This is a genomic window from Xanthomonas sacchari (assembly GCF_024266585.1).
Taxonomy (GTDB): Bacteria; Pseudomonadota; Gammaproteobacteria; order Xanthomonadales; family Xanthomonadaceae; genus Xanthomonas_A; species Xanthomonas_A sacchari_C.
In genome coordinates, this window is record NZ_CP100647.1 from 698,475 (window position 1) to 720,000 (window position 21,526).

The window sequence follows — 21,526 nt, forward strand, 5'->3', positions numbered from 1 at the left end:
CGCGATGGCTGGCGACGCCTGGAACCGTACCACATGCAGCGAAGACGTCGCGTCCGACGACTGCGCGGCCATCTTGGCCATGCAAACGCCGCTACCGGGCACCTCTCATCATTCCGGGATGGTCCCGTAGGAGTGGCTTCGGCCGCGACGGGGGCGGCCCCGGTCAAGCCGGTCGCGGCTGAAGCCGCTCCTACGCAGCAGGCTGTGGCGGATGCAGGTGAGTCGAGGCGCGCTACAGCCGCAGTTCGAACCCGAGATAGGCCGAACGCCCGGGCGCCGGCGAGAACATCGGCTGGTCATTGCCGCCCCAGAAGAAGCTGTCGTACCAGACGTAGGCGTAGCGGGCGTCGGTGAGGTTCTTGACCTGCAGATCGAGACTTGTGCGCGGGCTGAGCTGATAGCGCACGCTGGCATCGACCACGCGGAAGCCGCCGTACTTGCCGTGGGCGTTGCGCTCGTCGATGTAGTAGTCGCCTTGCGCGCGGGCCTGCACGCCGAACGTCCAGCGCATGTCGGGCCGGTAATCGACGCCGGCGTTGCTGATATAGCGCGGCACCGAGAACACCTCGCGTCCGCGCAGCGATTCGCCCGAGGCGTTGTAGGCGCTGACCACCTTGGCTTCCTGGATCGCGTGCGAGATCCACGCCGTCCAGTGCTCGCCCAGTTGCGTACTCAGTTGCAGGTCCACGCCCTGGCGCCGGGTCTGGCCCAGGCCCACGGTGGTGCCGGAGCTGACGTTGTTGGCGACCTCGTCGGTGGCGTCCTGGCGCCACACCGCCACGCGCGCCTCGGTGCCGGCCGTCGGCTGCAGTTTCAGGCCCAGTTCCTTGCCGGTGTTGATCGACGGCCGCACGCCGGGCTGGCCCGGCGTCAGGTAGGCCGGCGCGGTGGAGCCGGTGAGGATCTGGAAGGTGCGGCCCCAGTTGGCATACACGCTCAGCTGCGGGGTCAGGGCGTAGATCACGCTGAGCTTGGGCTGGTCGATCCAGCCGTAGCGCTGCAGCGGCGCATGGATGCCGCCCGGCAGCGTGGTGTCGCCGGAGAAGCGGTCGACGCGGAACGCCGGCACGATCTTCAGCGCGTCGGTCGGCTGCAGCACCGCCTGCAGGTACAGGCCGAGGTTGTTCAGCGTGTAGCGGTCGTCGTTCTGCACGCGCGCCGGCGCGCTCCAGAAATCGGTCGGCACCGCGTAGGCGTAGCGATAGCGGCGATAGCGGTTGTCCTGGTGCTCGGCGTTGAGTCCGGCTTCCACGCTCAGCAGGTCGCTGGCCTGCCAGGTGACGGTGCTGAGCAATCCGGTCTGGGTTTCGTCCCATTGCCGGCGCTGCCGCGGCGCGTTGCCGAGCGGGTAACTGGTGAAGGTGACCCGGCGTTCTTCGTCGTAGCGGTTGACGTACAGCGTGTTGCGCAGCTGCAGGCCGTCGCCGAGCTTGAAGTCGGCGTGCACGCTGGCCTGGCGCAGGGTGCGGTCGCCGCCGTCGTTGGCATTCTGCGGCGGCGACTGCTCGCGGTCTTCGGCCAGTTGCGCGGCGGTGAGGAAGCCGGGCGCATCGGCCTCGAGATGGTAGGCGCGGGCGATCAGGCCGATGCGCGCGGCGTCGTCGTCCCCGCCGTAGAACCACTTGCCGGCGAGGGTGTACTTGCGCGCGCTGTCGTGCGCCCGGCTGCCGTTGGAGGCCTGCGCGCCGACGAAATAGTTCTGTGCCAGGCCGTCGGCCTCGTGACCGACGGCGTACTGGAATTCGCGGGTGGCGAAGCTGCCGTAGCTCAGCCGCAGGTCCTGGTAGTCGCCGCCCTGGCGGGTGGCGATGTTGAGGTTGCCGCCGATGTTGTGCAGGCCGTAGCGCGGGTCGTTGGTGCCGCGGACCACCTCGATGTAGGCGATCTCCAGCGGGAAGATCATGTCGGTGAAGCGCTGGTTGCCGCTGTTGGCATCGCTCGGCACGCCATCGATCAGGATCTTGATGCCGTTGAGGTAGCCCTCGCCGTTGAAGGCGCGGAAGGTGGCCTTGCCGGATTCGGCGCCCTGGCGGATCTCGGTGAGCTGCACGCCGGGCATCATGCCCAGCAACTCCCAGCCGTTCATGACCTGCTTGTCGCCGATCTGTTCGCTGCCGAGCACGTCGACCGAACTGAGGATGTTGCGGGTGGACAGCGAGGCGGCGGTCGCGCGCCGCGCCTCCACGGTGCCCAGGGTGGTGGTGGTCTCGGAGGTCAGGGTCTGCGCGGCGGCATGGCCGGCGGCAAGCCCGGCCAACACGGCCAGGGCAAGGGAATCGATCTTCATGGGGCCTGCAAGCAAGTGGGGACAGCGGAGGGCTGGCGGCAACGGCGAGGTTGCGGGGCTTGCTTGTTCGGTACGCTGGGCGTACGTCGCTCCGTGAAGGCGATGTTAAGCGATTTCGCTGGGAAAATCGCGGCTGTCCGCGCCACCTGTCCGCGCGCACCGATGCGCGGGGGAGCGGCGTGTGCAGAGGGCCGCTCCCCCGCGCAGGCAGACGCCCTGGCGCGGCCGCGGCGGACCGGGCGTCGCTGGCGCTCGCTACAGCCGCAGTTCGAATCCGAGGTAGGCCGAGCGGCCCGGCGCCGGCGAGAACATCGGCTGGTCGTTGCCGCCCCAGAAGAAGTTGTCGTACCAGACGTAGGCGTAGCGGGCGTCGGTGAGGTTCTTGACCTGCAGGTCGAGGCTTGTGCGCGGGCTGAACTGGTAGCGCACGCTGGCGTCGACCACGCGGAAGCCGCCGTACTTGCCCTGGGCGTTGCGCTCGTCGATGTAGTAGTCGCCCTGTGCGCGCGCCTGCACGCCGAGCTTCCAGCGCGCATCGGGCCGGTAGTCGAGGCCGACGTTGCTGATGTAGCGCGGCGTGGAGAACACCTCGCGCCCGCGCAGCGATTCGCCGGCCGCGGTGTAGGCGCTGACCACCTTGGCTTCCTGGATCGCGTGCGAGATCCACGCCGTCCAGCGTTCGCCCAGTTGCGTGCTCAGTTGCAGGTCCACGCCCTGCCGGCGGGTCTGGCCGAGGCCGACCGTGGTGCCGGTGCTGGGCATGTTGGCCACTTCGTCGGTGGCGTCCTGGCGCCAGACCGCGACCCGCGCCTCGGTGCCGGCGACGGGCTGCAGTTTCAGGCCCAGTTCCTTGCCGGTATTGATCGAGGGCCGGAACGCCGGCTGGCCCGGCGTCAGGTAGGCCGGCGCGGTGGAGCCGGTGAGGATCTGGAAGGTGCGGCCCCAGTTGGCATACACGCTCAGCTGCGGGGTCAGGGCGTAGATCACGCTGAGCTTGGGTTGGTCGATCCAGCCGTAGCGCTGCAGCGGCGCATGGACGCCGCCCGGCAGCGCGGTCTCGCCGGAGAAGCGATCGGCGCGGAACGCCGGCACGATCTTCAGCGCGTCGGTCGGCTGCAGCACCGCCTGCAGGTACAGGCCGAGGTTGTTCAGCGTGTAGCGGTCGTCGTTCTGCACGCGCGCCGGCGCGCTCCAGAAATCGGTCGGCACCGCGTAGGCGTAGCGATAGCGGCGATAGCGGTTGTCCTGGTGCTCGGCGTTGAGTCCGGCTTCCACGCTCAGCAGCTCGCTGGCCTGCCAGGTGACGGTGCTGAGCAGGCCGGTCTGGGTCTCGTCCCATTGCCGGCGTTGCCGCGGCGCGTTGCCCACCGGGTAGCTGGTGAAGGTGACGCGGCGGTCGTCCTCATAGCGGTTGACGTACAGCGTGTTGCGCAGGTGCAGGCCGTCGCCGAGCTTGAAGTCGGCATGCACGCTGGCCTGGCGCATGTCGCGGTCGTCGCCGTCGTTGGCGTTCTTCGGCGGCGACTGCTCGCGGTCCTCGGCCAGTTCCGTGGCGGTGAGGAAGCCCGGTTCGTCGGCCTCGTGATGGTAGGCGCGGGCGATCAGGCCGATGCGCGCGGCATCGTCGTCTTCGCCGTAGAACCATTTGCCGCCGAGGGTGTACTTGCGCGAGGTGTCGTGCGCGCGATAGCCGTGCGCGGCCTGCGCGCCGACGAAATAGTTCTGCGCCAGGCCGTCGGCCTCGTGACCGACGGCGTACTGCAGCTCGCGCGTGGCGAAGCTGCCGTAGCTCAGCCGCAGGTCCTGGTAGTCGCCGCCCTGGCGGGTGGCGATGTTGAGGTTGCCGCCGATGTTGTGCAGGCCGTAGCGCGGATCGTTGGTGCCGCGCACCACCTCGATGTAGGCGATCTCCAGCGGAAAGATCATGTCGATGAAGCGCTGGTTGCCGCTGTTGACGTTGCTCGGCATGCCGTCGATCAGCACCTTGATGCCGTTGATGTAGCCCTCGCCGTTGAAGGCGCGGAAGGTGACCTTGCCGGACTCGGCGCCCTGCCGGGTTTCGGTGAGCTGCATGCCGGGCATCTGCCCGAGCAGCTCCCAGCTGTTCATGACGTTCTTGTCGCCGATCTGCTCGCTGCCGAGCACGTCGACCGAACTGAGGATGTTGCGGGTGGACAGCGAGGCGGCACTGTGGCGCCGCGCTTCCACGGTGCCGAGGGTGGTGGTGGTGTCGGTCGACGTCTGCGCGGCGCCGTCGCCGGCCGCGAGCCCGGCCAGCACGGCGAGGGCATGGGTGTAGGTCTTCATGGTGTCTGCAGGCAAAGGGGGCGGGAGGCTGGCGGCAGCGGCGGGGCTGCAGGCGAGCGGGTGGTGCGCGGTCCGATCCACGAACCCGGCTCCAGTGAAGTAATGTTATATCATTTCGTTAAGGAAATGTCGGAATCGCCACTCGGCCGGTGCGAGCGGCGCCGGCCTCCGCCGTGCGGCGGCAGGGGATCTTCTTGCCGCGAGGGCGTGGGAGCGCAGGGACGTGGCGGGGCCGGGCGTGGCGGCCCCGCGGCCGTTCAGGCCGGTTGCCGCGCGACCTGGAAGCCGGCGAAGGACTGCGTCACCGGCATGATTTCCAGCCGATTGATGTTCAGATGCGGCGGCAGCGTCGCCACCCAGAAGATCTGCTCGGCGATGTCCTCGGCGGTCATCGGCTGCGCGCCCTGGTAGAGCGTGTCCGAGGCCTTCTGGTCGCCATGGGTGCGGACCAGGGTGAACTCGGTCTCGGCCATGCCCGGTTCGATCGCGGTCACGCGCACGCCGGTGCCGTGCAGGTCCGAGCGCAGGCCCAGCGAGAACTGGCTGACGAAGGCCTTGGTGCCGCCGTAGGTGTTGCCGCCGGGGTAGGGATACAGCGCGGCGACCGAGCTGATGTTGATGATCGCGCCGCGGCGCTGGATCAGCGTCGGCAGCAGGCGATGGGTCAGCGTCACCAGTGCGGTGATGTTGGTGTCGATCATCGTGCGCCAGTCGTCCAGCTGCGCGGCCTGCGCCGGCGCGGTGCCTTGCGCCAGGCCGGCGTTGTTGACCAGCAGGTCGATGCCGCGGAACGCCTCGGGCAGCGCCGCCAGCATCGCGTCCAGCGCCGCGGTGTCGCGGATGTCGAAGGCGGCGATGTGCACGCGCTCGGCGCCGAAGGCGTCCAGCAGCGGCTGCAGGCGCTCGGCGCGGCGGCCGGTGGCGATCACGCGCCAGCCGGCGTCGACGAAGCGGCGCACGGCGGCAGCGCCGAAACCGGAGGTGGCGCCGGTGATCAGGGCAGTCTGGGTCATTGGGGGGCCGGGAATCGGGAGGGGGAATCGGGAATGGTAAAAGCAAATGCGCTGGCAGGGTGTCGACACCGCCTTGCGCTCGCCGAGGATCACCGCATGCGCGCGATCACGGCCGCTGCGGCGGCATCGCGCGCACCCGCCACGCGCGGTCCCGCACCCGCACGCCTCAGGGAACGGGCGAGCACTCGCTCTTCCCATTCCCGATTTCCGAATCCCGATTCCCGGCGCTACTGCGCCCTGCTCGCGATCACTGGCAGCACAGCGCCGGTGACCTGCAGCGCCCTGGCAGGGCGGCGCAGCGCGACGTCAGCGGCGACGCCGCATGCATGCACGCGAAGGCAAAAGCGGCACGGATCCCGCTTCTCCCATTTCCGAATCCCGATTCCCGGCGCTACTGCACCCTGCTCGCGATCACTGGCAGCACAGCGCCGGTGACCTGCAGCGCCCTGGCAAGGCGGCGCAGCGCAACGTCAGCGGCGACGTCGCGCATGCACGCGAAGGCAAAAGCGGCACGGATCCCGCTTCTCCCATTCCCGACTCCCGATTCCCGACTCCCAGCCTCACTGCGCCTTGATCGCGATCGCCGACAGCCCGCTGCCGTTCAACTTCTGCTTGGCCTCGGCCAGTTCGCTGGCGGTGCCATAGGGCCCCATGCGCACGCGGTAGACGGTCTTGCCGCTGATCTGCGCCGATTCCACCCGTGCCGACAGGCCCAGCATCGCCAGCTTGGCCTTGGTCGACTCGGCGTCGCCGGAGGCGCCGAACGAGCCGGCCTGCAGGATGTAGCGCGCGGTGTCGGGTGCGGCGGCCGCCGCTGCAGCGGCCGGGGCGGTGGTCGCGACCGGCGTTGCCGTGGCGGCCGAGGGCTTGGCGGCGGCCGCCGCGGCGCTGGTGCCGGCGACCGCGCTCGGCGTTTCCGGCAGCGGGGTCGGATTGGCCGCGGTCGCGGTCGGCGCGGCCGTGGCCGCCGCCGGCGTGGTGCCGGTCGCGGCGGCAGTCGCACCCGCCGCGGCCTGCGCCTTGGCCTGGCGGGCCGCTTCCGCGCGCGCGCTGGCGGCCAGCTCGGCGTCGGACATCTGCACTTCCTTGCCGGGCAGCAGGGTGTAGAAGTCGTACTGGGTCTGCGCGTCCTTCTTCGCCTCCGGCTTGGTGCTGCCGGCCGCGTTGGCGGCGGGCTTGGGCAGGTCCGGGGCCGCATCGACGTCGGCATCGGCCACCGGCGCCGGTTGCGCGTCCGGATTGGCGCGCGGGCCGCTGACCCGCAGGAAGTCGCCGTCCTTCTTGAACAGGCCCGGCGCGCCGAGGAACACCACCGCGGCGATCGCCGCGCCGGCGATCAGCCACACCCACCCGGGCGTGCCGTTGCCGGTGTTGCGTCGAGCCTGGGTCTTACCGCGTCGTGCTGCCATTTACCGCTTCTCCACTCACATTTTTTCCGGGGCCGAAACGCCCAGGAGATTCAGACCGTTCGCCAGCACCTGCTGCGCCGCCACCGCCAGGGTCAGCTTGGCGTTGCGCTCGCCGGCGTCGTCCACCAGCACCGGCGTGCCGTGGTACCAGGTGTGGAAGGCCGTGGCCAGTTCGCGCAGGTATTGCGCGATCAGGTGCGGCTCCAGCGCATGCCCCGCATTCTCCACCACTTCCGGGTAGCGCGAGAGTTCCTGCATCAGTTCCAGCGAGGTCGCGTCGTTCAGCCGGTTCAGTTGCGCCTGGCCATCGGCCTGGTCGTAGTCCAGCTTCTTCTCCTGCGCCTGGCGCAGCAGGCTGCACACGCGGGCATGCGCGTACTGCACGTAGAACACCGGGTTGTCGTTGCTCTGCTGGCGGGCCAGGTCGATGTCGAAGGTGAGTTGCGAATCGGGCTTGCGCGCGATCAGGAACCAGCGCGTGGCGTCACGGCCGGCTTCCTCGATCAGGTCGCGCAGGGTCAGGTAGCTGCCGGCGCGCTTGGACAGCTTCACTTCCTCGCCGCCGCGCATCACCGTCACCATCTGGTGCAGCACGTACTCCGGCCAGCCCTTGGGGATACCCAGGTCCATCGCCTGCAGGCCGGCGCGCACCCGCGCCAGCGAGCCGTGGTGGTCGGCGCCCAGTTCGGTGATGGCGCGCACGTAGCCGCGCTGCCACTTGCTCAGGTGGTAGGCCACGTCCGGCACGAAGTAGGTGTAGGTGCCGTCGGACTTGCGCATCACCCGGTCCTTGTCGTCGCCGAAATCGGTGGATTTCAGCCACAGCGCGCCGCCGTCCTCGTAGGTGTGGCCGGAGGCGATCAGCTTCTGCACCGCCTCCTCGACCTTGCCGTCGCGGTACAGCGAGCTTTCCAGGAAGTAGATGTCGAAATCCACGCCGAACGCGGCCAGGTCGTGGTTCTGCTCGTTGCGCAGGTAGGCCACGGCGAAGCGGCGGATCGCGTCCAGGTCCTGCGGATCCCTGGCGCCGGTGACCACGTGGCCCTCCAGGTCCACTGCGGCGCCGGCCAGGTAGGCGTCGGCCACGTCCTGGATGTAGTCGCCGCGGTAGCCTTCCTCCGGCCAGTCCGGGCTGTCCGGGGTCTTGCCCTGGGCGCGCGCCTGCACCGAGCGGGCCAGATTCTCGATCTGGTTGCCGCCGTCGTTGTAGTAGAACTCGCGCTTGGCGTTCCAGCCGTTGGCCTCTAGCAGGCGCGCCAGGCAGTCGCCGATGGCCGCGGCGCGGCCGTGGCCGACGTGCAGCGGCCCGGTCGGGTTGGCCGAGACGTACTCCACGCCCACGGTGCGGCCGTTGCCGACCAGGCTGCGGCCGTAGTCCTCGCCCTGCTTGAGCACCGTCAGCACCTCGCGCTGGTAGGCGCCGGGGCCGAGGTGGAAATTGATGAAGCCGGGGCCGGCGATCTCGACCTGGCTCACGTCGTCGTTGGCCGGCAGCGCGTCCACCAGCTGCTGGGCGAGGGCGCGCGGATTGGTGCGCGCGGCCTTGGCCAGCAGCATCGCCGCGTTGGTGGCGAAGTCGCCGTGCTCGCGGGTCTTGGGCCGCTCGACCACGAAGTCCGGCGGCAGGGTGTCGGCCGGCAGGGTGCCATTGGCGCGCAAGGCTTCGATGCCTTGACCGATCAGGGCGCGGAGTTGGGATTTCACGAGATCTCTGCTTGAAGCGCGGAACCGGCGATTTTACCCGACCCGCCGCCTCCCGGCCCGTCCCGGGTTCAGCCCGACCTCAGCCGTGGCGCCGCGCCGGCCCCGCCCGGCTCCGGGGCCCGCTGCGCCTGCGCCTGCGCGGGCCGGGGCCGGCCCTGCCGGGACCGGCGCCCCCCCGGCACGGCCCGCCATGCGCACCCGTTCAGGCCCAGCCGCGCGACGCCATCGACACCGGCACGCCGTCGCCGACGATGAAGTGGTCGAGCAGGCGCACGTCGATCAGGTCCAGCGCCTGTTTCAGCCGCTGGGTGACCGCGCGGTCGGCGGGCGAGGGTTCCGGGTTTCCGGACGGATGGTTGTGGCCGATGATCACCGCCGCGGCGTTGAGCGTGAGCGCGCGCCGGACCACCTCGCGCGGGTGCACCTCGGCGCCGTCCAGGGTGCCCTGGAACAGTTCCTCGAAGGCCAGCCAGCGGTGCCGGGTGTCCAGGAACAAGGCGGCGAACACTTCGTACGGCCGCGACCGCAGGCGTTGCGCGAAGTAGCGGCCGGCGGTGATCGGGTTGCTGAGGGTGTCGCCGCGCTGCAGTTCCGCGGCCAGGTGGCGCTGGCCCAGTTCCAGCGCCGCCGACAGCTGGCAGGCCCGCGCCGGCCCCAGCCCGGGCAGGCGCACCAGGTCGCCGGGCGACAGGTCCAGCAGGGTGCGCAGCGGCCCGTGCCGGTGCAGCAGCTCGCGCGAGGTGCGCACCGCGTCGCTGCCGGGCAGGCCGGAGCCGAGGAAGATCGCCAGCAGTTCGGCGTCGGAAAGGGCCCGGGGACCGCGCGCCAGCAGTTTTTCCCGGGGACGTTCTTCGCAGGGCCAGTCGGAGATGTGCATATCGCCAGGGTGCCGGCCGACATGGCGCAACGGTATCAGGCCGCCAAAAGCCATCGGGTAAGCTAATCGTCCTTGTATGGGTAGGACATTCCCGACGTGACCCCGATTTTCGAGAGGCCCCTGCAGGGGCGACGTGTGCTGTTGTGCGTCGGCGGGGGAATCGCCGCCTACAAGGCGCTGGAACTGGTGCGGCGCCTGCGCGAGGCCGGCGCCGAAGTGCAGGTGGCGATGACCGCCGGCGCGCAGCAGTTCGTCACTCCGCTGAGCTTCCAGGCGCTGTCCGGCCAGCTCACCCGCACCACGCTGTGGGACAGCGGGGCGGAGCAGGCGATGGGCCACCTGGAGCTGGCCCGCTGGGCCGAGCAGGTGGTGGTGGCGCCGGCCACCGCCGACCTGCTGGCGCGGCTGGCCCATGGGCTGGCCGACGACCTGGTGGGCACGCTGTGCCTGGCCAGCACCGCGCCGCTGACGCTGTGCCCGGCGATGAACCACCGCATGTGGCTGCACCCGGCCACCCAGGCCAACATCGCCACCCTGCGCGCGCGCGGCGCACAGGTGGTCGGCCCGAACGACGGGCCGCTGGCCGAAGGCGAGTCCGGCCCCGGCCGCCTGGCCGAACCCGAGCAGATCGTCGCCGCGCTGGCGGGCGGCGCGAGCCAGCGCGCCACGCCGACCACCGCCGCCGTCCCGTCGCGTTCCGGCACCGGCACCGGCACCGGCGTCTTGCGCGGGCTGCGCGTGGTGATCAGCGCCGGCCCCACCTACGAAGACCTGGATCCGGTGCGCTACCTGGGCAACCGCAGCAGCGGCAAGATGGGCTACGCGCTGGCCGCGGCCGCGGCCCGGCAGGGTGCCGAGGTGGTGCTGGTCAGCGGCCCGGTGCATTTGTCTACGCCCGACGGCGTGCAGCGCATCGACGTGCGCTCGGCCGCGCAGATGCGCGAGGCGGTGCTCGGCGCGCTGCCGGCGGACGTCTACATCGGCACCGCCGCGGTCGCCGATTACACGCCCAAACACGTGGCGGCGCAGAAGATCAAGAAGAGCGGCGAGACCCTGACCCTGGAGCTGACCCGGACCCCGGACATCCTGGCCGAGGTCGCCGCGCAGACCCAGGCGCTGAAGCTGGTGGTCGGCTTCGCCGCCGAGACCCACGACATCGAGCGCTACGCCCGTGGCAAACTCGCCGACAAGCACCTGGACCTGATCGTGGCCAACCGGGTGGGGGTGGCCGGCAATGGCTTCGAGAGCGACCAGAACGCGGCCACCGCCTATTGGCAGGACGGCGAACGCGACTTCCCGGCGGTCTCCAAGACGCAGCTGGCCGAACAATTGCTGGACCTGATCGCGCAGAGGCTGCACGCATGAGCACTCCCACGCCCTATCCGCTGCAGGTCAAGCTGCTCGATCCGCGCTTCGGCGACAGCTGGCCGCTGCCCGACTACGCCACCGAAGCCAGCGCCGGACTCGACCTGCGCGCGGCCACCGAGGCGCCGCTGACCCTGGCCCCGGGGGACACCGCGCTGATTCCCAGCGGCCTGTCCATCTACATTGCCGATCCGCAGCTGTGCGCGGTGGTGCTGCCGCGCTCGGGCCTGGGCCACCGCCACGGCATCGTGCTCGGCAACGGCACCGGCCTGATCGATGCCGATTACCAGGGACCGCTGCTGATCAGCGTCTGGAACCGCGGCCGCGAGGACTTCACCATCGCCCCCGGCGATCGCATCGCGCAACTGGTGGTGATGCCGGTTGTGCGCGTCGCCCTGCAGGTGGTGGATACTTTCGCCGACAGCGCCAGGGGATCGGGTGGATTCGGCCATACCGGAGTGCGCTGACAGGGGATCGTCTGCATGAGCGAGGCAACACAAGCGCGGCCGGTGCCGCACGGTTTGCGCAAGGTGGCGCCTCTGCTGACGGTGCTGCTGGTGCTGTTGGTCGTCTGGTTCGGTTGGAGCGGGGTCGAGCAATGGCGGGCCGAGCAGGCCGCCGCCACGCTGGAGCAGGCCCGCGATGCGGCGGTGGCGCAGACCCAGCAGGCGCTGGCGGGCGTGGGCAAACGCCTGTCCGAGCGCCTGCAGCAGCCGGCCGTGCAGGCGGCCCTGCGCCGTGGCGACGCCGCGGCCGCCGCCCAGGCGCTGCGTGCGGACTGGCCGCAGGCCGAGGATGCGCAGGTGCTGCCGGCTGACCTGGAGCCGGGCTACGCCGATGCGCCGCGCTTCGGCTACGGCCGCCTGGCGCTGCTGGAGCAGGCCCTGCTGACCGACAAGCTCGCCAGCGCGGTGATCCGCGACGGCGGCGGCCCGCGCCTGGGGCTGGCTGCGCCGGTGTCGCTGGGCGACAACGCCGGGGTGGTCTACCTGCGCCTGCCGCTGGCGCTGCTGACCGACCCGGTCGCGCAGGCGTCGGTGCCCGGCACCGGCTACCTGGCCCTGCGCCAGGGCAACTACGACGTGGTTGCCGCTGGCAACACTGCGCTGCACGACCGCGCCGACGCGCTGTCGCGCCCGGTCGGCGACAGCGGCCTGCGCATGGTCGCCTCGCTGCCGGATACCGAAGCCGGTCCGCTGGGGCTGGACGCGCTGCCCTGCCTGCTGGTCGCCGGCCTGTGCGCGGTGCTGGGCGCGCTGCTGTTGCTGGCCGCGCGCGGGCGCCTGCCGCAGCCGCGGGTGCGCCGCGCCGGCGCGGCGGCCGTCGAAGAGCACACCTTGCAGCAGAGCCTGCAACGCCAGGAGCCGCCCCCGCCGCCGCCACCGGCCACCGAGGAGGCCGCGCCGCCCAGGCCGGTGCCGACGTTCACGGTGGCGCCGGGGATCTTCCGCGCCTACGACATCCGCGGCGTGGTCGGCCGCGACCTCAGCCCGCAGGTCGCGGCGCTGATCGGCCAGGCGATCGGCGCGGTGATGCAGGAGCAGGGGCTAAACGAGGTGGTGGTCGGCCGCGATGGCCGCCTGTCCGGGCCGGAGCTGTCGGCCGCGCTGATCGAAGGCCTGCGCCGCGCCGGCTGCCATGTCACCGACATCGGCCTGGCGCCGACCCCGGTGGTGTACTTCGCGGCCTACCACCTGCGCGCCGGCAGTTGCGTGGCGGTGACCGGCAGCCACAACCCGGCCGACTACAACGGCTTCAAGATCGTGGTCGGCGGCGAGACCCTGTCCGGTGCGGCCATCGCCGACCTGCATGCGCGGATCAGCGCCGGCCGCCTGCCGGTGGCCGACGAACCGGGTCGGCTGCAGCAGCGCGACGTCGGCGACGACTACATCCAGCGCATCGCCGACGACGTGCAGCTGGACCGCCCGCTCAAGGTCGTGGCCGATGCCGGCAACGGCGTCGGCGGCGAACTGGCGCCGCGGCTGCTGGAGGCGATCGGCGCCGAGGTCGTGCCGCTGTACTGCGATGTCGACGGCACCTTCCCCAACCACCATCCCGACCCCAGCGAGCCGCACAACCTGGAGGACCTGGTGCAGACCGTGCGGCGCTTCGACGCCGACCTGGGCGTGGCCTTCGACGGCGACGCCGACCGCCTCGGCGTGGTCACCAAGGACGGCGCGGTGATCTATCCGGACCGCCTGCTGATGCTGTTCGCCGCCGACGTGCTGCAACGCAATCCCGGCGCGCTGGTGATCTACGACGTCAAGTGCACCGGCAAGCTGTCCGACTACGTGTTGCGCAACGGCGGCAGCCCGTTGGTGTGGAAGACCGGGCACTCGCTGATCAAGGCGAAGATGCGCGAGACCGACGCCGAACTGGCCGGCGAGATGAGCGGCCATTTCTTCTTCAAGGAACGTTGGTACGGCTTCGACGATGGCCTGTACGCGGCGGCGCGGCTGCTGGAGATCCTGGCCCAGCGCGAGGAGGCGCCCTCGGAGGTGCTGGCCGAACTGCCCGAGAGCGTGGCCACGCCGGAGATCAAGCTGCCGGTGGACGGGCAGGACGCGCATGCGCTGGTCGCCGACCTGGTCGCCCAGGCGCAGCAGGAGGACTCGCCGTTCGCCGGCGCGCGGTTGCTGACCATCGACGGCCTGCGCGCCGATTTCCCCGATGGCTGGGGCCTGGTGCGCGCCTCCAACACCACGCCGGTGCTGGTGTTGCGCTTCGAGGCCGACACGGCGGCGGCGCTGGAACGGATCAAGGCGCTGTTCCGCGCCCAGTTGCAGGCGCTGCTGCCGGGCCTGGCGCCGACCTTCTGAGGGGGCTCACGCGCCCGGCCTCGGCCAGGCGCGGGGCTGCGCGCCGCCTCAGCCGCCGGCGGTGGTCGCCGCCGCTGCCGGGCCGGCGCCCCTGGCCGCGCGGTAGCGCTGCAGCGCGTCCTCGATCTCCTGATCCAGGCCCAGCCGCTGCTGTTCGAAGTTCTTCTGCATGCGCAACTGCCACAGCAAGGCGCGATGCCGCTGCTGCACGTCGTCGGTGGTCTTGGCCGGCACGCTCTGCCCGGTCAGCTCGCGCGCGCCGGCGCTGGCGAGCAGGCCGACCAGGCCCTGGCGCAGGCTGTCGACGTTGTAGCGGGCGGTGTTGATGTTGTTGTCGATGATGCCGATGCGCTCGGCGAACACCCGGCGCAGCTCGTCCTCGGTCTGGTACGACAGCAGCATCGCCTGGTCGGTGCGCTTGCGGGTCTCCAGCGCGGCCTGGTCGGCGCGCTGCTGCGCGGCATCGGCGGCGGCTGTGGCGCGTTCCTCGGCGTTCAGCGCACGCCCGACAGCGGCGCTGCGCATGCCGCTGCTGGCGTTGAACTCGTCGCGTGCCTGGTTCACCGCCTCCGGCGGCAGCGCGTCGCTGCAGGTGCGCTGCCCGCCCTGGTTCCAGCAATACAGCTTCTTGGACGGGGCCGGCGCCTGTTGCGCGGCGGCCGGCACGGTCAGCAGCGCCAACAGCGCCGGCAGGACGCGATTGCGTGACGGGATCGGCATCGTGGCAGCCCCCTGCTGTCAGCCAGACGAAGCGCAACCGTAGCGGGCGCGGTAGGCCAGCAGCGGTTCGCGGAAGCCGACAAGGTCTGCGTTTCCGTCGATGAATGCAAGCAGGTCGCCCAGATGCGCGACCGAGACCACAGGAACGCCGGCCTCGGCGGCCACCGCCTGCGCCGCCGAGCGGCGGTCGTGCTCGGCGGCGATCTCCTGGCGGTCCAGCGCGACCAGGATCGCGGCCGGCTCGCCACCGGCGGCACGGATGATGCCCAGCGCCTCGCGGATCGCGGTGCCGGCGGTGATCACGTCGTCCACGATCAGCACCCGGCGGCCGGCCAGCGGCGCGCCGATCAGGCTGCCGCCTTCGCCGTGCGCCTTGGCCTCCTTGCGGTTGAACGCCAGCGGCAGGTCGCGCCCGCGCCGCGCGTACTCGCAGGCCACCGCCGTGGCCAGCGGAATGCCCTTGTAGGCCGGGCCGAACAGCAGGTCGAAGTCGAGCCCGGCCGCGTCGGCGGCATCGGCGTAGCACGCCGCCAGCCGCGCCATGCTGGCGCCGGAGTCGAAGCGCCCGGCATTGAAGAAGTACGGGCTGAGGCGTCCGGACTTCAGCGTGAACTCGCCGAAGCGCAGCGCCTCCGCGTCCAGGGCCAGTTGCAGGAAACGTTGCCGGTAGTCGGTCATTGGGGGCTGGGAATGGGGAAAGGGGAATAGGGAATCGGCAAAGCGTACCCCAGCAGGACCGCGAAGGCGGAACACCCGCTATGCTTTTCACCATTCCCTATTCCCCTTTCCCCATTCCCGGCTCCCCCATGCGCATCATCAGCTTCAACGCCAACGGCCTGCGGTCGGCCGCCACCAAGGGCTTTTTCGAGTGGTTCACCACCCAGCAGGCGGATGTGCTGTGCGTGCAGGAGACCAAGGCGCAGGAGCATCAGCTGGCCGGGCCGGCGTTCCTGCCGGACGGTTACCGGGCCTGGTTCCGCGACGCCAGCACCAAGAAGGGCTATAGCGGCGTGGCCATCTACAGCAAGCGTGAACCGGACGAGGTGCGCACCGCGCTGGGCTGGCCGGAATTCGACGAGGAAGGCCGCTACCTCGAGGCGCGCTTCGGCAACCTGAGCGTGGTGTCCTTCTACATCCCCTCCGGCTCCTCCGGCGAGCTGCGCCAGGGCTACAAGTTCCAGGTCATGGACTGGCTGCGGCCGATCCTGGTCGAATGGCTGCACAGCGGCCGCGACTACGTGCTGTGCGGCGACTGGAACATCGTGCGCTCGGCGCTGGACATCAAGAACTGGAAGTCGAACCAGAAGAACTCCGGCTGCCTGCCGGCCGAGCGCGACTGGCTCAACGGCCTGTGCGCCGACCGTGCCGAGGATGCCGACCCGGCCAGCGGTCGCGGCTGGGTCGACGCCTACCGCGCGCTGCATCCGGAGGGCCAGGACTACACCTGGTGGAGCAACCGCGGCGCGGCGCGCGCCAACGACGTGGGTTGGCGCATCGACTATCAGTTCGTCACCCCGACCCTGCGCGAGCGCCTGCAGGGCTGTTCCATCTACACCGCCCAGCGTTTCTCCGACCATGCGCCGTTCACGGTGGATTACACGCCATGAGCGAGGTCGCCAAGCCGCGCCGGTCCTGGCAACAGGTGCTGGCCAATCTGCGCGAGCCCAAGGTGCTGGCCATGCTGTTGCTGGGCTTCAGTTCCGGCCTGCCGCTGTACCTGGTCGGCAACACGCTCGGCTTCTGGATGCGTAAGGAAGGCGCTGAATTGAGCACGATCGGCTTCCTGTCCTGGGCGGGGCTGGCCTACTCGATGAAGTTCCTGTGGGCCCCGATCGTCGACAAGACCGACGTGCCGCTGCTGGGGGGGCTCGGGCGCCGACGCGGCTGGATGCTGCTGTCGCAGGTGGTGGTGGCGGTGGGCCTAGTCGGTATGGCGCTGATCCAGCCCAAAGGCGGCAGCCTGCTGTTCTTCGGCGTGGCCTGGGAACACATCGCCGTGTTCGGGGCGATGGCGGTCGTGGTCGCCTTCGCCTCCTCGACCCAGGATATCGTGATCGACGCCTGGCGCATCGAGATCGCCGACAACAGCGAGCAACTGGGCCTTCTGACCTCATCGTCGGCACTGGGCTACCGCTCCGCGCTGCTGGTCACCGACGCCTTGATCCTGATGGTCGCCGCGCGGGTCGGCTGGCAGGTTTCCTACGAGGTGATGGCGGCGCTGATGGCCGTGGGCGTGGTTGCGGTGCTGATGGCGCGTGAACCGGCGCGCGAGGTGGCCGCGGTGCAGGCGCAGACGGCGCGGCTGTGGACGCCGCGCGGCCTGTTCGACGCGGTGATAGGTCCGTTCGTGGCGTTCTTTCACGAGCATCGCAGCGCCGCGATCCTGATGCTGCTGGCAATCAGCGTCTACCGCCTGGCGGATTTCGTGATGGGCCCCATGGCCAACCCGTTCTACGTCGACATCGGCCTGTCCGAAGACGTCGTCGGTGCCGTCCGCGGGTCGGTGGGCTTGGTGGCGACGTTCATCGGCATCGCCGCTGCTGGCTTGGTGTCGGTGCGTTGGGGGGTGCTGGCGGCGTTGCTGGCCGGCGCGGTGCTGGGCCCGTGTTCGAATCTCGCGTTTGCCTGGCTGGCCTACGACGGTGCCGACCTGTCGCGCTTCGCCACCGCGATGGCAATCGACAACTTCGCCAACGGCTTCGCCGGGACGGCGTTGATCGCCTATATGTCCAGCCTGACCAGCATCGGCTACACCGCCACCCAGTATGCTCTGCTCAGTTCGTTCTACGCCATGCCCGGCAAGGCGCTGAAAGGCTTTTCCGGCTGGTGCGTGCAGACCCTGGCGCAGGGACGCACGTTGCTGGAAGGCTATGCGTTGTTCTTCATCGGGACCGCGCTGATGGCGATCCCCGTGGTGATCCTGTGTGCGTTGTTGATCGTGCATCAGCGCCGTCGCGCCATCGCCGCGCCGTCTTGATTGGGGGCCGATGGCCTTGTCGGATGGACGAGTTGCGAGCCCGTGTGCCCGCCACCGACCGCCGCGGTCGACGCCTCGATTGAAAGCCTGCCTGCAGGCACGGATGATGGACCGCGGCGCATGGGTGCGCCGCCGCCCGGGAGTCCGCATGAGCGACCTTGTGTTGCGCGATATCGACCCGTTCCTGCTCGAGCGCATCCGCCGCATCGCCGTCGCGCGCGGCTGGACCCAGCGCCAGGCGGTGCTGGCGCTGATCGAACAGGGCCTGTTCTCCGGCGAGCACGACGTGCGCGGCGGGTTCGAGCACCGCGAGGTGGATGCGCTGGCGGAGGCGATCGCGGCCTTGCGCGCGCTGCCGGCCGGCAGCGGCTTCTGAGGCCCGGCGCCGCGCTCAGGCCGGGTGGATCGCGCCGAGGATGCGCGGCCCGCGCGCGCCGCTGACCGACGGCAGGTTGCCCGGCAGACCGGCCAAGGTCTGCCGCGCTAGCCAGGCGAAACCCATCGCTTCGATGTAGTCCGGGTCCAGGCCCTGCGCCTGGGTCGATTGCACCTGCGCGCCCGGCAGCCGCGCCTGCAGCCGCGTGAGCAACAACGGGTTGTGCACGCCGCCGCCGCACACCAGCAGTTGCCGGGTCGCCGGCTGCTGCGCCAGCAGCGCATCGGCGACGGTCGCCACGGTCAGTTCCAGCAGCGTCGCCTGCACCGCCGCCGGCGCGGGCGCCTGCGTCTCCAGGCAAGCCTCCAGCCAGCGCAAGTGGAACTGCTCGCGCCCGGTGCTCTTCGGCGGCGGCAGCGCGAACCACGGATCGGCCAGCAGGCGCTGCAGCAGGCCGGCGTCGACCGCGCCGCTGGCGGCGAACGCGCCGCCGGCATCGTAGGGCTGGCCGCGATGGCGCTGGCACCAGGCATCGAGCAGCGCGTTGGCCGGGCCGGTGTCGAAGCCGCGCACGACACCGTGCGCCGGCAGCAGGGTCAGGTTGCCGATGCCGCCGAGATTGAGCACGGCCCGATCCTCGTGCGCCGCGCCCAGCATCGCCGCATGGAAGGCCGGCATCAGCGGCGCGCCATGGCCGCCGGCGGCGACGTCGCGGCGGCGGAAATCGCAGACCGTGGCGATGCCGGTCAGCTCGGCGATGCGGTTGCCGTCGCCGAGTTGCCAGGTGAAGGCGGGATCGGCCAGCGGGCGGTGGCGCACGGTCTGCCCGTGCGAGCCGATCGCGCGGACCGCGGCCGGCGCCACGCCGGCGGCGTCGAGCAGGCGCAGGGCGGCATCGGCGAAGGCGATCGCGACCTCGGCATCGAGCTGCCCCAGCGCATCCAGCGAGGCGATGTCGCCGCCTTCGCCCAGCGCGATCAGCGCCGCGCGCTGCTGCGGTGCCCAGGCATAGGTGCGGCCCAGCTGCAAGTGCGGGCGTCCGTCGTGATCGAAGCGCACCAGCGCGGCATCGATGCCGTCGGCGCTGGTGCCGGACATCAGGCCCAGGAACAGGGCGTCGTCGGGAACGGCGGAAGGCGAGGGCATGCAGGGCACCAGGCGGCGGTCGGCGCCGCAGCGTGGGCCAGGCGCCGCCGCCCGTCAATGCGCGGCGCGGCGGAAGCGGACGCCGGCGCTCAGCCGGCGTCGTGCGAGGCGGCGGCCTTGGACGAGGCGACGACCTTCTTCTTCTTCGCCGCCGGCTCGCCGGCATCGGCGTAGATCAGCTTCTCCACGCGCTGGATGCGCGCCAGCGCCGGCGAGGTCTGCGCGCGGAACGCGGCCAGCTCGGCGCCGGCCAGCGGGGTCGGCGGCGGCATCGTCACCGAGGCCGGATTGCGCTGCACCCCGTCCACGCGGAATTCGTAGTGCAGGTGCGGGCCGGTGGCCATGCCGGTCATGCCCACGTAGCCGATCACCGTGCCCTGGTTGATGCGCTGGCCGGCCTTGATCCCGCCGAAGCGCGACATGTGCCCGTACAGGGTGCTGTAGCCCTTGCCGTGGTCCAGGATCACCACGTTGCCGTAGCCGCGCTGGGTGCCGACGAACTGCACCCGCGCATCGCCGGCGGCCATGATCGGGGTGCCGGTCGGCGCCGCGTAGTCGATGCCCTTGTGCATGCGCATGGTGCCCAGCACCGGGTGCTTGCGCGCGCCGAAGGTGGAGCTGATGCGGCTGTAGGACACCGGCATGCGGATGAAGCTCTTCTTCAATGGCCGCCCGGTCACGTCGAAATACTCGGCCGGCTTGCCGCCGCGCTCGAAGCGGAAGCCGCTGTAGGTCTTGCCGCGGGTGGTGAAGGTCGCCGCCAGGATCTTGCCGGTGTCGATGCGCTCGCCTTCGCGCCAGGTCTCGTCCATGACCACGCTGAAGCGGTCGCCCGGCTGCAGGTCCTTGTCGAAGTCGATGTCGTACTTGAAGATCTCGTCGGTCATCGTCGCGATCGCCGACGGCGACAGCCCGGCCTTGCGCGCGGCCACGTACAGCGAACTGGTGATCTCGCCGCTGGTGACCACGGTGCGCGTGCTGGTCTCGCGCTCGATCACCTTCTCCTTGATGTCGTCGCCCGACAGCGACAGTTCCACCCGGTGGGTGGCATCGCGGTCGAAGCGCAGGGCGCGCAGGTCGCCCGTCGTCGCCAGGTCGAAGCCGATCTCGGCGCCCGGGCGCAGCTTGGTCAGCGCGTCGTGGGTGCCCGGATGGTCCAGCACCCGCTGCATCACCGTGGCGGGGATGCCGAGCTTCTCGAACACCGAGCCCAGGGTCTGCCCGGACTCGATCCGCACCACCTGCCAGTTGTCGGTGATGGCAGCCTGCTGTTGCTGCGCCAGCGAGATCGGCGGCAACGGCAGCGCCAGCGTCGCCTGCGTGGTCTGCAGCGGCACGTCGATGGCGTTGGAGAAGCCGGGGACGATCGTCGCGACCATCGCGCCGATGGTGGCGAACAGGCTGGCGTGGATCCAGTGGCGGCGCGTCCAGCGGCCGGCGGGAAGGTGTTCCTTCAACTTGCGATGCAGCGCAGTGTCGTGGAGAACGTGAAGGCGTTGCTGGAACCGCTGCCGGCGCGCGCGTTCCTGATCACTGTTGGGCATCAAGGCTTCCTCACGAGCCCGAAGCGCGAGCTCAAAACTCGGCTACCATAAACATCGTTCTACAGCGCGTCAAACCATTGAGCCGGCTCGAATTTTCACCTGGCTGCATGGTTAACTCGCTCTTAACGCCATTCATCTTGCTTGACGCCATTGGCCGGAGTTCCTGTTTTGTCCACGATCGAAGAGTCCCTTGCCCTGATCGGCCGCGGTGCCGACGAAATCCTCAAGCGCGAAGAACTGGAAGCGCGCCTGCGCAGCGGCCGCCCGCTGCGGATCAAGGCAGGCTTCGATCCCACGGCGCCGGACCTGCACATCGGCCACACCGTGCTGTTGAACAAGATGCGCCAGTTCCAGGACCTGGGGCACCAGGTGATCTTCCTGATCGGCGACTTCACCGGGATGATCGGCGACCCCACCGGCAAGAACGTGACCCGCAAGCCGCTGACCCGCGAGGACGTGCTGGCCAACGCGCGCACCTACGAAGAGCAGGTGTTCAAGGTGCTGGACCGCACGCGCACCGAGGTCCGCTTCAACTCCGAGTGGTTCGGGCAGATGAGCGCGGCCGACATGATCCGCCTGGCTGGCCAGCACACCGTCGCGCGCATGCTCGAGCGCGACGATTTCGCCAAGCGCTATGCCGCGCAGCAGTCCATCGCCATCCACGAGTTCCTGTACCCGCTGGTGCAGGGCTACGACTCGGTGGCGCTGAAGGCCGACGTCGAACTGGGCGGCACCGACCAGAAGTTCAACCTGCTGATGGGCCGCGGCCTGCAGGAGCACTACGGGCAGCCGGCGCAGATCGTGCTGACGATGCCGCTGCTGGAGGGCCTGGACGGGGTCAACAAGATGTCCAAGTCGCTGGGCAACTACATCGGCATCAGCGAGCCGGCGATCGACATCGTCACCAAGACCATGAAGATCGGCGACGAGTTGATGTGGCGCTGGATCGAGCTGCTGTCCTTCGACATCGGCGTGAACGAAG

At 70.3% G+C, this 21,526-nt stretch carries 17 protein-coding genes (1 of these 17 running past the window's edge); 7 read left to right on the top strand and 10 right to left on the bottom strand.

Annotation, left to right across the window (positions count from 1 at the left end; genetic code table 11):
• Positions 1–232: 232 nt before the first annotated feature.
• The 6 genes from NKJ47_RS02940 to radC form a co-directional block, all read right to left on the bottom strand.
• Positions 233–2,287, bottom strand: coding sequence for a TonB-dependent receptor (locus tag NKJ47_RS02940; RefSeq protein ID WP_254460063.1), 2,055 nt, complete (start codon positions 2,285–2,287; stop codon positions 233–235).
• A gap of 255 nt (positions 2,288–2,542) precedes the next feature.
• The gene (locus NKJ47_RS02945) at positions 2,543–4,594 is read right to left on the bottom strand and encodes a TonB-dependent receptor (protein WP_254460064.1); all 2,052 of its coding nucleotides are present in this window, start codon (positions 4,592–4,594) and stop codon (positions 2,543–2,545) included.
• A gap of 257 nt (positions 4,595–4,851) precedes the next feature.
• Positions 4,852–5,607, bottom strand: coding sequence for an SDR family NAD(P)-dependent oxidoreductase (locus NKJ47_RS02950; protein WP_254460065.1), 756 nt, complete (start codon positions 5,605–5,607; stop codon positions 4,852–4,854).
• Positions 5,608–6,167: 560 nt separating this feature from the next.
• Positions 6,168–7,016: an SPOR domain-containing protein gene (locus NKJ47_RS02955; protein WP_254460066.1), complete on the bottom strand. Its 849-nt coding sequence runs from the start codon at positions 7,014–7,016 to the stop codon at positions 6,168–6,170.
• 15 nt (positions 7,017–7,031) lie between these two features.
• Complete coding sequence (gene argS / locus NKJ47_RS02960; RefSeq protein ID WP_254460067.1) at positions 7,032–8,720, bottom strand: arginine--tRNA ligase; 1,689 nt, start codon at positions 8,718–8,720, stop codon at positions 7,032–7,034.
• Between the two features lie 202 nt (positions 8,721–8,922).
• On the bottom strand, positions 8,923–9,597 hold the full coding sequence (gene radC, locus NKJ47_RS02965; RefSeq protein WP_254460068.1) for a RadC family protein: 675 nt from the start codon (positions 9,595–9,597) through the stop codon (positions 8,923–8,925).
• Between the two features lie 96 nt (positions 9,598–9,693).
• On the opposite strand from radC, the gene coaBC reads away from it, so the two are divergent.
• The 3 genes from coaBC to NKJ47_RS02980 are packed head-to-tail and all read left to right on the top strand — an operon-like array spanning position 9,694 to position 13,781.
• Positions 9,694–10,962, top strand: a complete 1,269-nt coding sequence (gene coaBC / locus NKJ47_RS02970; RefSeq protein ID WP_254460069.1) for a bifunctional phosphopantothenoylcysteine decarboxylase/phosphopantothenate--cysteine ligase CoaBC — start codon at positions 9,694–9,696, stop codon at positions 10,960–10,962.
• Positions 10,959–11,429, top strand: a complete 471-nt coding sequence (gene dut, locus NKJ47_RS02975) for a dUTP diphosphatase (protein ID WP_254460070.1) — start codon at positions 10,959–10,961, stop codon at positions 11,427–11,429. The genes coaBC and dut overlap by 4 nt, the downstream gene beginning before the upstream one ends.
• 15 nt (positions 11,430–11,444) lie before the next feature.
• On the top strand, positions 11,445–13,781 hold the full coding sequence (locus tag NKJ47_RS02980) for a phosphomannomutase/phosphoglucomutase (protein ID WP_254460071.1): 2,337 nt from the start codon (positions 11,445–11,447) through the stop codon (positions 13,779–13,781).
• A gap of 48 nt (positions 13,782–13,829) precedes the next feature.
• Here NKJ47_RS02980 and NKJ47_RS02985 read toward each other — a convergent pair whose 3' ends face one another.
• Both NKJ47_RS02985 and pyrE read right to left on the bottom strand, forming a co-directional pair.
• A complete protein-coding gene (locus NKJ47_RS02985; protein WP_254460072.1) occupies positions 13,830–14,501 on the bottom strand; it encodes a hypothetical protein in 672 nt (223 codons plus the stop codon).
• An 18-nt stretch (positions 14,502–14,519) separates the two neighbouring features.
• Positions 14,520–15,179, bottom strand: a complete 660-nt coding sequence (gene pyrE / locus NKJ47_RS02990) for an orotate phosphoribosyltransferase (RefSeq protein ID WP_254460073.1) — start codon at positions 15,177–15,179, stop codon at positions 14,520–14,522.
• A gap of 128 nt (positions 15,180–15,307) precedes the next feature.
• On the opposite strand from pyrE, the gene NKJ47_RS02995 reads away from it, so the two are divergent.
• The 3 genes from NKJ47_RS02995 (at position 15,308) to NKJ47_RS03005 (ending at position 17,854) form a co-directional block, all read left to right on the top strand.
• Positions 15,308–16,108: an exodeoxyribonuclease III gene (locus NKJ47_RS02995; protein ID WP_254460074.1), complete on the top strand. Its 801-nt coding sequence runs from the start codon at positions 15,308–15,310 to the stop codon at positions 16,106–16,108.
• A complete protein-coding gene (locus NKJ47_RS03000; RefSeq protein ID WP_254460075.1) occupies positions 16,105–17,478 on the top strand; it encodes an AmpG family muropeptide MFS transporter in 1,374 nt (457 codons plus the stop codon). Before NKJ47_RS02995 ends, NKJ47_RS03000 begins: the two co-directional genes overlap by 4 nt.
• A gap of 148 nt (positions 17,479–17,626) precedes the next feature.
• Positions 17,627–17,854, top strand: coding sequence for a hypothetical protein (locus tag NKJ47_RS03005; RefSeq protein WP_254460076.1), 228 nt, complete (start codon positions 17,627–17,629; stop codon positions 17,852–17,854).
• Positions 17,855–17,869: 15 nt separating this feature from the next.
• Here NKJ47_RS03005 and NKJ47_RS03010 read toward each other — a convergent pair whose 3' ends face one another.
• Both NKJ47_RS03010 and NKJ47_RS03015 read right to left on the bottom strand, forming a co-directional pair.
• Entirely contained in the window at positions 17,870–19,000 is a 1,131-nt protein-coding gene (locus NKJ47_RS03010; RefSeq protein ID WP_254460077.1) for an anhydro-N-acetylmuramic acid kinase, read from the bottom strand.
• Positions 19,001–19,089: 89 nt separating this feature from the next.
• Entirely contained in the window at positions 19,090–20,544 is a 1,455-nt protein-coding gene (locus tag NKJ47_RS03015) for a peptidoglycan DD-metalloendopeptidase family protein (RefSeq protein WP_254460078.1), read from the bottom strand.
• A gap of 168 nt (positions 20,545–20,712) precedes the next feature.
• Here NKJ47_RS03015 and tyrS point away from each other — a divergent pair, with 168 nt between their 5' ends.
• A protein-coding gene (gene tyrS, locus NKJ47_RS03020; RefSeq protein WP_254460079.1) for a tyrosine--tRNA ligase crosses the window boundary here: on the top strand, positions 20,713–21,526 show its 5' portion. It continues 398 nt past the right edge of the window; only the first 814 of its 1,212 coding nucleotides appear in the window; its start codon is at positions 20,713–20,715; the stop codon falls past the right edge of the window.

Coding starts and splice junctions, on each gene's coding strand:
- NKJ47_RS02985 (WP_254460072.1), bottom strand. CDS start 14,501: ATGCCGATCCCGTCACGCAATCGCGTCCTGCCGGCGCTGTTGGCGCTG.
- dut (WP_254460070.1), top strand. CDS start 10,959: ATGAGCACTCCCACGCCCTATCCGCTGCAGGTCAAGCTGCTCGATCCG.
- NKJ47_RS03005 (WP_254460076.1), top strand. CDS start 17,627: ATGAGCGACCTTGTGTTGCGCGATATCGACCCGTTCCTGCTCGAGCGC.
- NKJ47_RS02955 (WP_254460066.1), bottom strand. CDS start 7,016: ATGGCAGCACGACGCGGTAAGACCCAGGCTCGACGCAACACCGGCAAC.
- pyrE (WP_254460073.1), bottom strand. CDS start 15,179: ATGACCGACTACCGGCAACGTTTCCTGCAACTGGCCCTGGACGCGGAG.
- NKJ47_RS03010 (WP_254460077.1), bottom strand. CDS start 19,000: ATGCCCTCGCCTTCCGCCGTTCCCGACGACGCCCTGTTCCTGGGCCTG.
- NKJ47_RS02980 (WP_254460071.1), top strand. CDS start 11,445: ATGAGCGAGGCAACACAAGCGCGGCCGGTGCCGCACGGTTTGCGCAAG.
- NKJ47_RS02995 (WP_254460074.1), top strand. CDS start 15,308: ATGCGCATCATCAGCTTCAACGCCAACGGCCTGCGGTCGGCCGCCACC.
- NKJ47_RS02950 (WP_254460065.1), bottom strand. CDS start 5,607: ATGACCCAGACTGCCCTGATCACCGGCGCCACCTCCGGTTTCGGCGCT.
- NKJ47_RS02945 (WP_254460064.1), bottom strand. CDS start 4,594: ATGAAGACCTACACCCATGCCCTCGCCGTGCTGGCCGGGCTCGCGGCC.
- NKJ47_RS03000 (WP_254460075.1), top strand. CDS start 16,105: ATGAGCGAGGTCGCCAAGCCGCGCCGGTCCTGGCAACAGGTGCTGGCC.
- NKJ47_RS03015 (WP_254460078.1), bottom strand. CDS start 20,544: ATGCCCAACAGTGATCAGGAACGCGCGCGCCGGCAGCGGTTCCAGCAA.
- radC (WP_254460068.1), bottom strand. CDS start 9,597: ATGCACATCTCCGACTGGCCCTGCGAAGAACGTCCCCGGGAAAAACTG.
- NKJ47_RS02940 (WP_254460063.1), bottom strand. CDS start 2,287: ATGAAGATCGATTCCCTTGCCCTGGCCGTGTTGGCCGGGCTTGCCGCC.